Source organism: Sulfitobacter sp. 1A13496, assembly GCF_043557225.1.
GTDB lineage: Bacteria > Pseudomonadota > Alphaproteobacteria > Rhodobacterales > Rhodobacteraceae > Sulfitobacter > Sulfitobacter faviae.
The window spans coordinates 408,089-422,905 of sequence record NZ_JBIFFP010000001.1 but is presented as its reverse complement, the minus strand read 5'-3'; the positions used below and the strand labels follow the sequence as shown (position 1 = coordinate 422,905).

The window sequence follows — 14,817 nt, the reverse complement described above, 5'->3', positions numbered from 1 at the left end:
TATGACGCCCTGCCCCGCGGCCTTCAAGACAGGATGTTAAGGCAGGTTAACGATCAACGCTGCGCCACCTGCCAGTTCGGATGCACCCAAGGTTCGTCATTCGCGCGCGGCAGCGGATCGCGGCCCAGAAGCAGGTCGGAGACCTTTTCACCGACCATGATCGAGGGCGCGTTGAGGTTGCCGTTGGTGATCCGCGGGAAAATCGAACTGTCGGCCACGCGCAGCCCCTCGACCCCAATCACCCGTGCCTGCGGGTCGACCACGGCGTTCGGATCGTCCGCCGCCCCCATGCGGCAGGTGCCGCAGGGGTGATAGGCGCTCTCGGCGTGTTCGGCGATGAAGGCATCAAGCTCCGCGTCCGACTGCAGCGCGGCGCCGGGCTGGATCTCGTGTTTAACGAAGGGCCTGAAGGCATCCTGCGCGAAGATTTCCCGCGTGAGGCGGATACAGGTGCGAAACTCCTCCCAATCGTCGGGATGGGACATGTAGTTGAAGCGAATACGCGGCGCCTCGGCCGGGTCGGCGGAGCGCAGGGTAACGGCACCGCGCGATTTGGAGCGCATCGGCCCCGTATGGGCTTGGAACCCGTGCCCCTCGGCCGCCGCCTGCCCGTCGTAGCGCACGGCAATGGGCAGGAAATGGTATTGAATATCAGGGTATTCCACGCCGGGTTTCGAGCGGATGAAGGCCGCAGATTCGAACTGGTTCGAGGCGCCCATGCCGGTCTTGGTGAACAGCCACTGCGCGCCGATGACGGCCTTCGACAAGAGGTTCCAGTGCTTGTAGAGCGTGATCGGCTGGCGCGAGGCCATCTGGATGTAAAGCTCCAGATGGTCCTGCAGGTTCTGCCCCACGCCGGGGCGGTCGGCCAGCACCTCGATGCCGTGTTCGGCCAGATGCGCGGCAGGGCCGATCCCCGAAAGCATCAGCAGTTTCGGCGAGTTGATCGAAGACGCCGCCAGCACCACCTCGCGGCTGGCGCGGATCACCTCCGTCGCGCGGCCACGCTTGACCTCGACACCCACAGCACGGCCCTCTTCGATCACCACGCGCTGCGCCAGCGCGCGGATCAGGGTGACATTGCCCGTCTTCTGCGCCGGACGCAGATAGGCATTGGCCGCCGACCAGCGCCGCCCGTTCCAGACGGTCTGCTCCATCGGGCCGAAGCCCTCCTGCTTCTCGCCGTTGTAGTCATGGGTCACCGGGTAGCCGGCCTGCGCCCCGGCCTGCACGAAGGCGTCGAATAGCGGGTTCTCGCGCGGGCCGCGGCTGACGTGCAGCGGGCCGTCCTTGCCGCGCCATGCCGCATCGCCGCCGTGGCCGTTCTCGTGCCATGTCTCCATGCGTTTGTAGTAGGGCAGCACATCCGAGTAGGACCAGCCGCGCGCGCCGGACTCTTCCCAATGGTCGAAATCCTTGGCGTGGCCGCGCACGTAGACCATGCCGTTGATCGACGACGAGCCGCCGATCACCTTGCCGCGCGGGCAGACCAATTCGCGGTTGTTCAAATGCGGCTCGGGCTCGGATTTATAGCCCCAGTCGTAGCGCGGCATGTTCATCGGGTAGCTGAGCGCCGCCGGCATCTGGATGAAAGGCCCCGCATCGCTGCCGCCGTGTTCGATAACGATGACCTTCCGGCCCGCTTCGGCCAGACGGTAGGCCATGGCGCAGCCCGCGGAGCCCGCGCCGACGATGACAAATTCAGCTTCCATAGCTCTTCCTTCCGTGATTCCCCGCCGGGTCAAGGATGCGCAGCACCGCGCGCAGGCGCGGCTTGTCCTTGAGGCGGTGGGGAATCGCTCCCCAGAATTGACGAGGTGACTTGAGGATCAGGCCGATCCCTCAAGCACCTCTCAGCAAATTCGCCCCCTTAGAAGGGCGCCTCGACATCGCCCATGCGCACGTAGACCGATTTCACCTGGCTGTAGTGCTCGATCGCCGCCTTGGCGTTCTCGCGGCCGACACCGGAGTTCTTCATGCCGCCAAAGGGCGCTTCGACCGGCGCGTCGTTGTAGCTGTTGATGTAGCAGGTCCCGGCTTCGAACCCGGCCGCGACGCGGTGCGCGCGGGTGAGGTCGCGGGTGAAGACACCGGCAGCAAGGCCGAACTCGGTCGCGTTGGCGCGGGTCATGACCTCACCCTCGTCCTCGAAGTCGAGCACCGCCATGACGGGGCCGAAAATCTCTTCGCGGGCGATGACCATGTCGTCGGTCACATCGGCAAAGACCGTGGGCTGCATGTAGAAACCGTCACGTTCGATCCGGGTGCCGCCATAGACCAGTCGCGCGCCTTCGGCCTTGCCCTTTTCGACGTAGTCTAGCGCAATCTGCATCTGGCGTTCGCTGACCATGGGGCCGAAGCTTGTATCGGGGTCCATCGGGTCACCGATCACGGCGTTGTCCAGCCGCTCGGAAAGGCGCGCGAGGAACTTCTCCTTGATGTCGCGGTGCACGAAGACCCGCGTGCCGTTCGAGCAGATCTGGCCGGAGCTGTAGAAGTTGCCCAGGATCGCGCCGCCGACGGCATTGTCGATATCCGCATCCTCGAAGACGATCAGGGGCGACTTGCCGCCCAGTTCCATCGTCACATGTTTGATGCCCTCGGCGGCGGCGGCATAGACTTTGCGCCCCGTGGGCACCGAGCCGGTGAGCGAGACTTTGTCGACGCGGGCGTCGGTGACCAGCGACTGGCCGACCTCGCCCATGCCCTGCACCACGTTGAAAAGCCCCGCGGGCAGCCCGGCCTCGATCAGGATTTCGGCGACCTTCAGGGCGCAGAGCGGCGTGGTCTCGGACGGTTTGAAGATCATCGCATTGCCGCAGGCCAGCGCGGGGGCGGCCTTCCAGCAGGCGATCTGGGTGGGGTAGTTCCATGCCCCGATGCCGACACAGACGCCCAAGGGCTCGCGGCGGGTATAGACCCAGTCCTCGCCCAGTTGGATATGTTCGCCCGTCAGGCTGCCAGCGAGGCCGCCAAAATACTCCAGCGCGTCCGCGCCGCTGGTGGCATCGGCGACGGAGGTCTCCTGATAGGGTTTGCCGGAGTCTTGGGTTTCCAGCACCGAGAGGTCGTGGTTGCGGTCGCGGATCATGTCGGCGGCGCGGCGCAGGATACGGCCCCGCTCCGTGCCGCTCATCGCGCCCCATGCGGCCTGCGCGCGTCGGGCCGAGGCGATGGCCTGCTCCACGATCTGAGGCGTGGCGGCATAGACCGTGGCGATCTTTTCGCCCGTTGCCGGGTAGATCACCGGGATCGGCGTGCCATTGGTGTCTTCGACATAGGCACCGTCGATAAAGTGGCTGGCGGTGGGTTGGGGATCATAGGACATCAAAGGGACTTTCTTGCCTGAGGCGAGGAGTGTTCAGGGAGGCGGAGCGCGGCGGTGCCGCCCGTCTCCGCGGTGTTCAACGGCCTGCTTTAAGCAGCAGGTCGAGCGTATAGAGCGCGCGGGTCATGGCCTCTGCCGCGCTGACGCCATCCGACAGCGCCGCGCGCAGGTAGAGCCCGTCGATCAGCGCCGCCAAGGTTTCGGCGTCGCCTTCGGGCTGGGGGCTGATCGGGCGCAGCGCATGTGTGAGGTTGGACCGCAACCGGCTTTGGTAAGCCGTCAGCAAGCGCCGGGTTTCGGGGTTGGTGCGGGCATGGGCGTAGAGTGTCATCCAAGCGCTGATCGTGCCGGGGTGAAAGCCGGTATCGTCGAAACTGGCCACGATGATCGCCGCCGCGCGGTCATGCGGCGTGCGGGCCGTGGCAAGCCGTTCGCGGACCCCGGCGGCATATTCCGACAAGATGTGCCGCATCGCCGCCAGAAAGATCTGGTTCTTACCGCCGAAGTAGTGATGCGCCAGCGCGCTCGACATGCCTGCCCGCTTGGCGATCTGGCTCACCGTCACATCCAGCGACTGGGCCTCGCCGATCTCGGCGATGGTGGCTTTGACCAGCGCAGAGCGGCGAATGGGTTCCATTCCGACTTTGGGCATTGGATTCGGATCCTTGGGGCAGTGTTGACCGCCTCAGGATAGGGGAATCTTTATTGACTCGTCAATCAAGTACCGACCGACGGGGCGGAAGGTCAGAATTTCGTCGCATGCGAGGGGGGCGTGACCTGCCGTTTCAGCATCGCTTCGCGCCATGTGATAAAGGTGACAGAGCCTAAGATCACCGCCCCGCCCAGCACGACCCAGAGGTCCACCGGCTCGGCAAAGACCACCACGCCGAGGATCGTGGCCCAGACCAATTGCAGGAAAGTGACCGGCTGCGTCACCGTCACCGGGGCGGCGGCAAAAGCCAGCGTCATGGTGAAATGCCCCGCCGTTGCGAAAAAGGCGACCCCGGCGAGGATCAACAGTTCCTGCGGTGTCGGCGTGATCCAGACGGCGAAGGCGAAGGGCGCTAGCCCGATGGTGACGAAGATTGACAGCATGGTCACGATCATCACCGGGCGCGCCTCATCCGCCAGCACCTTGGCCAAGAGGTAGGACCCGGCAAAGACCACCGCCGCCAGCAACATCGCCAAATGCCCGGTAGAGACTTCGCGAAAACCGGGCCGCAGGATGATCGCCGCCCCCGCCAGCCCCAGACAGACCGCCACGATGCGCCGTGCGGCCAGCTTCTCCCCCAGAAAGATCGCGGCACCCACGGTGACATAGATCGGCGCGAGGTAGTTCATCGCGGTCACCTCGGCGATGGGCAGGCGGGTCATGGCGTAGAACCACAGGATCACCCCGCCTGCGTGGCACAGGCCCCGCATGCCGAAAAGCCCCCATTGCCGCCGGCTTACCGGTGTGGCCAGCAGCGACCGCAGGACCGGCAGGACAAAGACCAACCCCATGGCGTAGCGCAGGAAAGCGGCCTCGGCCGAAGGCAAGCGCGGCCCCATGTATTTCACCAGCGCGGTCACGCCGATGAAACAGGCCCCCGTCACCAACATCCAAAAGACCCCGACAAGCGGGCGGTTGGGCGGAGCGGGGATGTCGGGGGTGGTGGCGGGAGAGTGTGTCATGCCGCGACCCTTTCCCAAAGCGCTGCCAAGGGCAAGATGGGCGCGGCATTTTTATTCACATCGCAAGCAGTTTAATGGCAATCGCCCACATGGTCACGGCGATGATGGCGTCCAAGACCTGCCAACTGCGCGGTCTGGCAAAGAGCGGCGCCAGCAGCCGCGCGCCATAGCCCAGTGAGAAGAAGAAGACGAAGCTTGCCAGCACCGCTCCGATGCCAAAGCTCAGCCGGTCGGGATATTGCGCCGAGATCGAACCGAGCAGCACCAAGGTGTCGAGGTAGACATGCGGGTTCAGCCACGTCAGCGCCAGCAGTGTTAGGATCGCCTTGCGCAGGCTGCGGGTGGATTGCCCCTCGGCCTCCAGCGCCTCCCCGCCCTGCCATGCGGAAACCGCGTTGCGCCAGCCGTACCACAGCAGGAAAGCCGCGCCGCCATAGCGCATCAGCGGGCCGAACCACGGGGCCGCCTCGGCCAGCGCGCCAAAACCCGCGACCCCCGACATGATCAACACCGCGTCCGAGGCAGCGCAGACCAGCACCACCGGCAGCACATGTTCGCGGCGCAGCCCTTGGCGCAAGACAAAGGCGTTCTGCGCCCCGATGGCCATGATGAGGGTGAGGCTGAGGGCGAAGCCGGGAAGGAGAGAGGTGAACATCAAAGGCGTCCTATAACATGGGTTGTCTTTGCCTAGCCCGGCGGTTCAGATTACTCAAATTCAATAGTCTACGTTAGGATTAGCAAATCTTATGCAGCTCGACAGCGCGCAGCTAACCGCATTGGCCCATATCCTGCGGCTCGGCAGTTTTGATGCCGCGGCGGCGGTGCTGGGGGTGACCCCCTCGGCAATTTCGCAACGGGTGAAGGCACTGGAGGATCGTGTGGGGGCCACCCTCGTTCTGCGCGGCCAGCCCTGCACCGGCACGCCCATGGGCCAGCGTCTTGCCAAACATGCGGAGGATGTGGCCCTGCTCGAAGCGCAGGCGCTTGGCGCGGGCGATGCCACCGCCCCGCCCCGGCTGCGCCTTGCGGTGCCTGCGGATGTCTTGGCCACATGGCTGATCCCGGCGCTGGCGCAGGTGCCCGACATGCTCTTCGATCTGATGATCGACGACCAAGACACCTCTGCCGATTGGCTGCGAAAGGGGGAGGTCAGCGCGGCGGTGACGGGGCAAGCCCGCGCGGCACCGGGCTGCGATGTCCTGCCCTTGGGGGCGCTGCGCTATCATGCCACCGCCAGCCCCACCTATCGCGAGACCTGGTTTGCCGAGGGCGTCACGACCGAGGCGCTGGCCCGCGCGCCGATGCTCACCTTCGATCATAAGGATCAACTGCAAGGGCGATGGTTGATGCGAAAGACCGGGCAGCGACTGACCCCGCCAAGCCACCATCTGCCCTCAAGCCACGGCTTTGTCGCAGCAGCGCGTCAAGGGCTGGGCTGGGGGATGAACCCCGCGCCGCTGGTGGCCGAGGATATGGCGGCGGGGCGGCTCGTGTCACTCGACGAGGCGCTGCCGCTGGATGTGCCGCTTTACTGGCAGGTGGCGCGGATCATGGCGCCCGCGCTGGCCCCGCTCACCGCCGCCATAAGGGCCGCGGCGCGCGAGGCGCTGGTGCAAATGCCGCGTTAAAGCTGCGACATAACCTCGTCGGAGGCTTCAAAGTTGGTGGTGACGCGCTGCACGTCGTCATCTTCCTCAAGCGCATCGATCAGCTTCATCAGCTTTTCCATGTTCTCAAGATCCATCTCGGTGGTGGTGGTCGGACGCCAGATCAGCTTGGTCGATTCCGACTCGCCCAGTTCGGCCTCCAGCGCGGTCGACACGTCGTTGAGATCGGTGTCGGCGCAATAGATCACATGACCTTCTTCGGAGCTTTCGACATCTTCGGCCCCGGCCTCAATCGCCGCCATCATCACGGTGTCCGCGTCGCCCACGGACGCGGGATAGATCACCTCGCCCTTGCGCTCGAACATGAAACCGACTGAGCCTGTCTCGCCCAGATTGCCGCCATTCTTGGTGAAGGTCGAGCGCACGGTCGAAGCGGTGCGGTTGCGGTTGTCGGTCATCGCCTCAACGATCACCGCTACGCCATTGGGGCCATAGCCCTCATAGCGGATTTCCTCGTAATCCTCGCCCTCACCGCCGACGGCCTTCTTGATGGCGCGTTCGATGTTGTCCTTGGGCATGGACTGGCCCTTGGCCTCTTTCACCGCCAGACGAAGACGCGGGTTCTTGTCCGGGTCGGGGTCGCCCATCTTGGCCGCGATGGTGATTTCCTTGGAGAGTTTGGAAAACACCTTGGCGCGCAGCTTGTCCTGACGGCCCTTGCGATGCTGGATGTTTGCCCATTTGGAGTGACCGGCCATGAATACCTCGTTCTGGCAATGCGTTTGCGCCACTCTATATGCCAGCATCACCGCTGGAACAAGCCACCCGGCCTGTGCTTAGCTTTCCGCCAATGGGGCAACCACGTTAGACCGGATTTATGACCACTGATCAGATCATCCTTTTCACCCTCTTCGGCGCGGTCTTTGGTCTGCTGCTCTGGGGGCGGTTTCGCTATGACATCGTGGCCTTCGGGGCGCTGATGCTCGGCGTGGTGCTGGGGGTGGTGCCCACGGAAAACGCCTTTGACGGTTTCGGCCATCCGGCCACGCTGATCGTGGCGCTGGTCTTGGTGGTCTCGGCTGGGTTGGTCCGTTCGGGCGCGGTGATGCTGATCACCCGCACGCTGGTTGACAGTTCGCGCAGCCTGGGCGCGCATATCACCATGATGGGCGCCGTGGGCGGGGTGCTATCGGCCTTTATGAACAACGTCGCCGCCTTGGCTTTGCTGATGCCGGTCGACATCCAAACCGCACGCAAAGCGGGCCGCGCGCCGGGGCTGAGCCTGATGCCACTCAGTTTCGCCACCATCCTTGGCGGCATGGCCACGCTGATCGGCACGCCGCCCAATATCATCATCGCCTCCATCCGGCAGGAATCCTTGGGCGCGCCTTTCAAGATGTTCGATTTCGCCCCCGTGGGCGGGTTGGCCGCCATTGCGGGGCTGATCTTTGTCGCGCTGATCGGCTGGCGGCTGATCCCCGCCCGCGAAGACGCGATGATCGAGGCTGAGGATATCGCTCAATATATCGCCGAGCTGACCGTGCCCGAGGGCAACAAACAGATCGGCAAACGGCTGGCCGAGTTGCAAGAAGAGGCGCATCGCGCCGATGTGGCGATCTTGGGCCTGATGCGTGACGGCAAGCGGCGCTATGGCACGGCGCGTAACGTGGTGCTGCAAGCCGGAGACGCGATCGTGCTTGAGGCCACGCCCGATGCATTGGACGAATTCCGCAGCACGCTGAACCTCGCGCTGGCCGACCGGGACCGTGAAGATCTCCTGCTGGCCGATGGCGACGGGGTCGAGATTGTCGAGGTCGTGGTGACCGATGGCTCGCGGCTCAACGGACGCACAGCGCAGGCGGTGGGCCTGTCGTGGCGTCAGCGCACGGTGCTGCTGGGCCTGTCGCGACAGGGCCGCAAGATCACCTCGCAACTGCGTACGACCGAACTGAAACCCGGGGACATCCTGTTGCTGCTGGTCCCGCGAGACACGGTCGCCCATGTCACCGACTGGCTGGGCGTGCTGCCGCTGGCCGACCGGGGGCTTGCGGTGACGCAAGACAGCAAGACATGGCTCGCCATTGCGATGTTCGCGGGGGCCGTGGCGGCGGCCTCCTTCGGGCTGATCTACCTGCCCATTGCGCTTGGCATCGTGGTGGTCGGCTATGTGCTGGCCAAGATCGTGCCGCTGTCGGAACTCTATACCCATATCGAATGGCCGGTGATCGTTCTGTTAGGCTCCATGATCCCGCTGGGCGCGGCGCTCGAGACTTCGGGCGGGACCGAATTGATCGCGGGCGCGCTGGTGGGGCTGACCGAGGGGCTGCCCGCTTGGGTGGTCCTCACGGTGCTGATGTTGGTGACCATGTCGCTGTCGGATGTGCTCAACAACACCGCGACGACCATCGTCGCGGCCCCCGTGGGCATCCAGATGGCGCAGTCGCTCGGCGTCTCTCCCGATCCGTTCCTGATGGCGGTCGCAGTGGCGGCCTCTTCGGCTTTCCTGACGCCGATTGGGCATAAGAACAACACGCTGATCCTCGGCCCCGGCGGCTATTCCTTTGGCGACTATTGGCGCATGGGACTGCCGCTGGAGATCATCGTCGTCGCCGTGTCGATCCCCGCCATCCTGTTCTTCTGGCCGCTTTAACAGCCGCCCCCGCGCGTCGGACTTGCCAGAGCATATTTGCCGCCCCTAGGCTGAAGGTCAGCTTTGGGGGGGACAAATGGACATTCTAATCAACGTCGTACTGCCGCTGTCATTGGCGATCATCATGCTGTCGCTGGGCGTGGGCCTCACGGTCCCAGACTTCACCCGCGTGGCGAAATACCCGCGCGCCTTTGCCTTGGGCGCGCTTTGCCAAGTGGTGCTGGTGCCCGCTGCCGCATGGGCGGTGGCCATGGCCTTTGGCCTGCGCGGAGAACTGGCCGTCGGGCTGATGATCCTCTCCTTCTGCCCGGGCGGCGTGACCTCGAATATGATCAGCAAGTTCGCGCGGGGGGATGTGGCGCTTTCGGTGACTTTGACGGCGGTGGTCTCGCTTCTGAGCATCCTGACCGTGCCAGTTTTCACCGCCATCGCCGTGCGGCACTTCATGGGCGATGCCGCGCCGGATGTTTCGGTCGCGGCGCTGGCGGTGGCGATGTTCGTGATCACCACCTTGCCCGTGGCGCTTGGGCTTGCCCTGCGCCACCTCGCCCCCGGCTTTGCCGCGCGGATCGAGCCGGGCCTCTCCGCCCTCGCCGCGCTGCTCTTCGTGCTGATTGTCCTCGCCGCATTGGCCGGAAATTGGAGCGTTTTCACCGAGAATCTCGCCCGGCTTGGTCCCGCGCTTATTAGCGTGAACGCGGCGCTGATGTTGCTAGGGCTGGGCATTGCCGCCGCGGCCGGGCTGGCATGGCAGACCCGCAAGACGATCTCGATCGAAGTGGGCATCCAGAACGCGACGCTCGGCATCACCCTCGCCGGGTTGATCTCGGGCCAAGTGTCGGGGTTCAGCGCCTATGCCCTGCCCTCGGCGGTCTATGGCATCACGATGTATCTGGTGGCCCTGCCCTTCGTCCTTTGGATGCGCGGACGCTGAGGGGGCGACGCCCGCCAAGCAAAAGGCGCGCCCAGAGGGACGCGCCTTTCGTTTTTAGACTGACGGCCCCTTAGGCCATGTCGAAGGCGTCATCCCCGCAGGTGTCGCCCCCTTCGTCTTCCTCCTCAGGCACGGAAGTGAGGGTCAGCGCGTCCATGAGGGCGCTCGCGGGGTCGGAGGTATCGTCATCGGAGTCCTCCATGTCAGGATCGACCATACCGGACACCTCAAGCACCTCGCCGCCGCTCTCATCCGAGTCCACCACGACACGCATGCCACTCAGATCGATATCTTCGAAAGACAGCGAGCCGGGATAGGTCCATAGGGTGAAGTTCGTACTTAAGACTTCACCATCGGAACTGTCAGCGGTCGTGCCGAATTGCAGACCCACATCGAAGCTGCCCCCCGCTTGGGGACCACCCGCGAAACCGTCGACACCGTCATCCACGGCCTTCACATCCGTCAGGTGATAGCCTTCGGCGTTCACATCAGGGAAGAAGTTCAGGTCTTCGATTGCGCTGCCATCAGTCACATTGAAGAAAAGCCCGTTGATGTCAGCGTGGGATTCCGCTTCGGGATCAGTGGGCGAGAGGTTGAAGTGCAGCTGCCCCTCCGGCGTTTCCGTGACGGCGATTGTGATCTCCCCACTCTCTCCCATCAGGAAATTAAGAACGGATTTATCGTCGCCACCGGTATCACCCCCTTGCGTACCACCCGAGCCAGACCCCTTAGTGCCACAAGAGCCGGAACCTTTGGTGCCGCCAGAGCCGGAGCCTTTAGTCCCGCCGGAGCCGGAGCCTTTCGTACCGCCAGAACCGGAACCCTTGGTGCCACCAGAACCGGAGCCCTTGGTGCCACCAGAACCGGAGCCCTTCGTGCCGCCAGAACCGGAGCCTTTCGTACCGCCGGAACCGGAACCCTTGGTGCCACCGGAACCGGAACCCTTAGTGCCACCCGAGCCGGAGCCCTTCGTACCGCCAGAGCCGGAACCCTTGGTACCACCGGAGCCGGAACCTTTCGTGCCGCCAGAACCAGAACCCTTCGTGCCACCCGAGCCGGAGCCCTTGGTGCCGCCAGAACCGGAGCCTTTCGTGCCTCCAGAGCCGGAACCCTTGGTCCCACCCGAGCCGGAGCCCTTCGTTCCGCCGGAACCGGAACCCTTAGTGCCACCCGAGCCGGAACCCTTGGTGCCACCAGTGCCGGAGCCCTTCGTACCGCCAGAGCCGGAGCCCTTGGTGCCACCAGAACCGGAGCCCTTCGTGCCGCCAGAACCGGAACCCTTGGTCCCACCCGAACCGGAACCTTTGCCGTCATCGTTCCCGTCGAACTTCCCGGCCAAGTGCGCGTCATACCACTTCGCGAAGGAGGAGCCCTCTACCCCGCCGTTGTGATAGGACTTCGTTCCGCTGGCATCGCAACCGCTGCCCGCTTCACCGCTGGTGGACCAGCTATTCTCCTTGCTGTTCCAACCCTTTGAGAATCTGTAACCCATGACGCCAATCCCTCATATGCATTTGCAGCCGCGGCCGCTTTGCAGCGCCGCATCCCCCACTGGCCTTTAAACCTAGCAGCGGCGCCTATTTCCGCCAAATTCTTTCCATTTTTTGGGTAAATTGGGCCGACAAAGCGTGATAAATCGAAACAGTGAGACACCCTGAGAGGGCATTGTTCTTTCGTATAGGTCAAATGCGCTGATGGGGTGCGAATCACTCCCGTCGGGATAGGTGGAAATTGCCTTTGTTTTGCCCAAAACCCGCCGTACCCTCGTCAGCCAGCCGACCTAGACAGGCGAAAACACCAGCGGAGGCCCCATGGCACGACCCAAGGAACAAAGCGCTCAGGCCCAGATCGCCGCGGCGGCGCGCAAGCATTTCGGGCAAGATGTGGCGCGGGTATCGGCCCCGGGCGGCGAAAACCGGTCGAGCTTTCGGCTGCATCTGACCGACAGCACGGTGATCGCCACCCTGCGCCCGAACTTCCGCCGCACCCATCTCGAAGCCCATGTGCTGACCGAGCTTGGCCGCCACTGCAGCGACCTTCCCGAATGTCTGGGCGTGGTGGGCGAGATCATGTTCCAATCCGATGTCGGCAAACGCCGCCTCAACGTTGAGGTCGCGGGGGTGGAACGCGCCGAACAGCTTGACCTCGCAGCCGAAGCCGTCTCGGCCATCTTCCGCATCCACGGTGCCGCGCGCCAGACCGAGTTGAACGCGATCATGCCGCATCTGGGCAACAACCGCGACTGGGTGCTGAACTTCGTCGATGCGGTGGATTTTCTAAAAGACCTCGGCGGCGGCATCTCGGACCAGTTCGACCGCACCGCCGCCTATGAGCGCATCAACGCCCCGGCGCGGCAATTCGTCAAATGGGACTGCCGTTCAGGCAATGCCGCGATTGGTGCGGATGACAAGCTGCGCTGGTTCGACTTTGAATATGCCGGTCTGCGCCACGGGGCCGAAGACATCGCTTGGCTGATCGGGGATGAGGCATGGCCCATCGCCCCGCCGGATATGGTGGATGTGGTGATCGACGCCTTCGATCCGACCTGCGGCATCGCCCTGCCCGACTACCTCGATTACCTCTCGGTCTACCTGACCTTCCATGCGGTGCAGCGGCTCAAACTGATCAGCAAAGAGGCCAAGAAGCGCGGCTGGCTGAGCAAGGACCGCATCCGGCGCTATGACGACGCCGGGGTGCATCCTGAATTCGCGGGGCATATCTGTCGGGTCGGGGCCTATTTCTCGGACCAATCCGAACTCACCGCCCCGCTGACCCGTAACTTCCTTGAGGCACAGGCAGGCTTTGACGCAATCGTCGCCCAGTCCGACGTGCCGCGCAGCGCCTAAGCTACCAGATGAGCGGGATCACCGCGCTGACCAGCACCGACATGCTCAGGTTCAGCGGGATCCCGATGCGCATGAAATCAGTGAAGCGATAGCCCCCCGGCCCGTAAACCAGCGTGTTGGTCTGATAGCCAATCGGCGTGGCAAAGGCGCAGGAGGCCGCGATCATCACCGCCACCACCAACGGGCGCGGGTCCATGCCAAGCGCGGTGCTGAGGCTGATGGCGATGGGCGTCATAATCACCGCCACAGCATTGTTGCTGACGATCTCGGTCAGGATGGTGGTCAGCAGGAACACCGCCCAGATGATGAAAAACGGCGGCAATTGCGCCAACCCCGGCGCGATATTGTCGACGATCAGCGTGATCGCGCCGGAATTCTGCAAGGCCGCGCCAACCGCCAACATGGCAAAGATCAGCGCCAGCAGACGCCCCTCGACGAAAGAGAAAGCCTCCTCCGCGTCGATACAGCCCGTCACCAGCACCACGGCCACGGCGATCACGGCCAGCAGGAGGATGGGCGCCACGTTGAAGGCCGCCAGCGCCACGATCCCCACGAGGGCGGCAATGGCGATCGGCGCATGCCCCCGGCGGAACGCCCGGGCCGAAGGTTGGGTCACATCGACAAGGTTCATCTCGCTCGCCAGCCGCTGGATGTCTTCGGCAGCCCCTTCCAGCAGCAGCGTATCGCCGACCTTCACGATCAATTGGTCAAGCTGCTGGCCGATGTTCTGGTTCCGCCGATGCACCGCCAGCGGATAGACCCCATAGCGCCGCCGCAACCGCATTGAGCCCAAGCTGCGCCCCACCATCCGGCAACCGGGGGTGATCAGCACTTCGACGGTCGTGGTCTCCACCGCCGACAGCTGGTCGACCCGGCGGAGTTCCTTGTTGTTTTGCAGACTGAGAAGCTCGGTCATCTGGGTGCGCAGCACGACACGGTCGCCGACCTGAAGCGCGACCCCTTTAAGGTTGCGGCGCAGCGAGTCGTCGCCCCGCACCACGTCGATCAGCCGCACGCCCTCGCGTTTGAAAAGCTGTACGTCCAACACTTCGCGACCGATCAAGTTGCTTTCGGGCGGGATCACCGCCTCGGTAAAGAATTTCATCTTGGAGCGGTCAGAGAGCATATTCGCCATGCTGTCGCGCGCGGGCAGCAGCCGGTCAGCGAAGAGCAGCATGTATAGCAAGCCCCAAGCGCAGACGACGAGGCCTACGGGCAGAATCTCGAAAATGCCGAAAGGGGCCATGCCCTGCGACCGCGCCACGCCGTCGACCAATAGGTTGGTCGAGGTGCCGATCAGCGTCAGAGAGCCGCCCATGATCGCGGCATAGCTAAGCGGTATCAACAGCTTGGAGGCCTTGGTGTTCAGCGTGCGGGTCAGCTGCACCACCACCGGGATCATCACCACCACCACGGGGGTGTTGTTCATGATCGCACTGGCCGCCATGACCGACAGGATCACCCCCGCCACCGCCGTTTTGGGATGCGTCTTGGCCGAACGTTCGGCCAGTCGCGTCAAGACATCCAGCGCCCCGGTACGGACCAAGGCCCCCATGATGATGAACATCGCCGCGATGGTCCATGGCGCGGGGTTTGAAAGCACCTCAAGCGCGTCGTCATAGGGCAGCACGCCAAGCGCCAGCAGCAAGGCCGCCCCGGCAATGGCGACCACTTCGGTCGGAAAGGCTTCGCGCAGGAAAAGCACGAACATCATGCCGACGACCACGAGGGTCAGCACCGCCGTCTCCATCGGAGAGAAGCTGAAAAATTCCATCAAG

At 64.0% G+C, this 14,817-nt stretch carries 12 protein-coding genes; 4 read left to right on the top strand and 8 right to left on the bottom strand.

The window, feature by feature from the left end:
- Window positions 1-53: 53 nt before the first annotated feature.
- From betA to ACGYLX_RS02095, 5 genes are all read right to left on the bottom strand, one after another.
- On the bottom strand, window positions 54-1,712 hold the full coding sequence (gene betA, locus ACGYLX_RS02115) for a choline dehydrogenase (RefSeq protein WP_394447087.1): 1,659 nt from the start codon (window positions 1,710-1,712) through the stop codon (window positions 54-56).
- A 158-nt stretch (window positions 1,713-1,870) separates the two neighbouring features.
- Entirely contained in the window at window positions 1,871-3,328 is a 1,458-nt protein-coding gene (betB, locus tag ACGYLX_RS02110) for a betaine-aldehyde dehydrogenase (RefSeq protein ID WP_394447085.1), read from the bottom strand.
- A 76-nt stretch (window positions 3,329-3,404) separates the two neighbouring features.
- The gene (gene betI / locus ACGYLX_RS02105; protein WP_209219056.1) at window positions 3,405-3,980 is read right to left on the bottom strand and encodes a choline-responsive transcriptional repressor BetI; all 576 of its coding nucleotides are present in this window, start codon (window positions 3,978-3,980) and stop codon (window positions 3,405-3,407) included.
- Window positions 3,981-4,072: 92 nt separating this feature from the next.
- Window positions 4,073-5,002, bottom strand: coding sequence for a DMT family transporter (locus tag ACGYLX_RS02100; RefSeq protein ID WP_136720479.1), 930 nt, complete (start codon window positions 5,000-5,002; stop codon window positions 4,073-4,075).
- A 55-nt stretch (window positions 5,003-5,057) separates the two neighbouring features.
- Complete coding sequence (locus ACGYLX_RS02095) at window positions 5,058-5,657, bottom strand: LysE/ArgO family amino acid transporter (protein WP_209219057.1); 600 nt, start codon at window positions 5,655-5,657, stop codon at window positions 5,058-5,060.
- Between the two features lie 91 nt (window positions 5,658-5,748).
- Between ACGYLX_RS02095 and ACGYLX_RS02090 the strand changes: the two genes are divergently transcribed.
- Window positions 5,749-6,630: a LysR family transcriptional regulator ArgP gene (locus tag ACGYLX_RS02090; RefSeq protein ID WP_394447083.1), complete on the top strand. Its 882-nt coding sequence runs from the start codon at window positions 5,749-5,751 to the stop codon at window positions 6,628-6,630.
- Here ACGYLX_RS02090 and ACGYLX_RS02085 read toward each other — a convergent pair.
- On the bottom strand, window positions 6,627-7,367 hold the full coding sequence (locus ACGYLX_RS02085; RefSeq protein ID WP_394402223.1) for a YebC/PmpR family DNA-binding transcriptional regulator: 741 nt from the start codon (window positions 7,365-7,367) through the stop codon (window positions 6,627-6,629). The two genes, ACGYLX_RS02090 and ACGYLX_RS02085, sit on opposite strands and share 4 nt — an antisense overlap.
- A gap of 119 nt (window positions 7,368-7,486) precedes the next feature.
- Here ACGYLX_RS02085 and ACGYLX_RS02080 point away from each other — a divergent pair, with 119 nt between their 5' ends.
- On the top strand, window positions 7,487-9,259 hold the full coding sequence (locus ACGYLX_RS02080) for an SLC13 family permease (protein ID WP_394447081.1): 1,773 nt from the start codon (window positions 7,487-7,489) through the stop codon (window positions 9,257-9,259).
- A 76-nt stretch (window positions 9,260-9,335) separates the two neighbouring features.
- Entirely contained in the window at window positions 9,336-10,193 is an 858-nt protein-coding gene (locus ACGYLX_RS02075; protein WP_394447079.1) for a bile acid:sodium symporter family protein, read from the top strand.
- A 70-nt stretch (window positions 10,194-10,263) separates the two neighbouring features.
- Here the strand turns inward: ACGYLX_RS02075 and ACGYLX_RS02070 are convergent, their stop codons facing one another.
- Window positions 10,264-11,685, bottom strand: coding sequence for a hypothetical protein (locus tag ACGYLX_RS02070; RefSeq protein ID WP_394447078.1), 1,422 nt, complete (start codon window positions 11,683-11,685; stop codon window positions 10,264-10,266).
- Between the two features lie 319 nt (window positions 11,686-12,004).
- On the opposite strand from ACGYLX_RS02070, the gene ACGYLX_RS02065 reads away from it, so the two are divergent.
- Window positions 12,005-13,039 (top strand): hypothetical protein, encoded by a 1,035-nt coding sequence (locus ACGYLX_RS02065; RefSeq protein WP_394447076.1) that lies wholly within the window; start codon window positions 12,005-12,007, stop codon window positions 13,037-13,039.
- Between the two features lies 1 nt (window position 13,040).
- Here the strand turns inward: ACGYLX_RS02065 and ACGYLX_RS02060 are convergent, their stop codons facing one another.
- A complete protein-coding gene (locus ACGYLX_RS02060; protein ID WP_168612245.1) occupies window positions 13,041-14,813 on the bottom strand; it encodes an SLC13 family permease in 1,773 nt (590 codons plus the stop codon).
- Between the last annotated feature and the right edge of the window lie 4 nt (window positions 14,814-14,817).

Coding starts and splice junctions, on each gene's coding strand:
- betA (WP_394447087.1), bottom strand. CDS start 1,712: ATGGAAGCTGAATTTGTCATCGTCGGCGCGGGCTCCGCGGGCTGCGCC.
- betB (WP_394447085.1), bottom strand. CDS start 3,328: ATGTCCTATGATCCCCAACCCACCGCCAGCCACTTTATCGACGGTGCC.
- betI (WP_209219056.1), bottom strand. CDS start 3,980: ATGCCCAAAGTCGGAATGGAACCCATTCGCCGCTCTGCGCTGGTCAAA.
- ACGYLX_RS02100 (WP_136720479.1), bottom strand. CDS start 5,002: ATGACACACTCTCCCGCCACCACCCCCGACATCCCCGCTCCGCCCAAC.
- ACGYLX_RS02095 (WP_209219057.1), bottom strand. CDS start 5,657: ATGTTCACCTCTCTCCTTCCCGGCTTCGCCCTCAGCCTCACCCTCATC.
- ACGYLX_RS02090 (WP_394447083.1), top strand. CDS start 5,749: ATGCAGCTCGACAGCGCGCAGCTAACCGCATTGGCCCATATCCTGCGG.
- ACGYLX_RS02085 (WP_394402223.1), bottom strand. CDS start 7,367: ATGGCCGGTCACTCCAAATGGGCAAACATCCAGCATCGCAAGGGCCGT.
- ACGYLX_RS02080 (WP_394447081.1), top strand. CDS start 7,487: ATGACCACTGATCAGATCATCCTTTTCACCCTCTTCGGCGCGGTCTTT.
- ACGYLX_RS02075 (WP_394447079.1), top strand. CDS start 9,336: ATGGACATTCTAATCAACGTCGTACTGCCGCTGTCATTGGCGATCATC.
- ACGYLX_RS02070 (WP_394447078.1), bottom strand. CDS start 11,685: ATGGGTTACAGATTCTCAAAGGGTTGGAACAGCAAGGAGAATAGCTGG.
- ACGYLX_RS02065 (WP_394447076.1), top strand. CDS start 12,005: ATGGCACGACCCAAGGAACAAAGCGCTCAGGCCCAGATCGCCGCGGCG.
- ACGYLX_RS02060 (WP_168612245.1), bottom strand. CDS start 14,813: ATGGAATTTTTCAGCTTCTCTCCGATGGAGACGGCGGTGCTGACCCTC.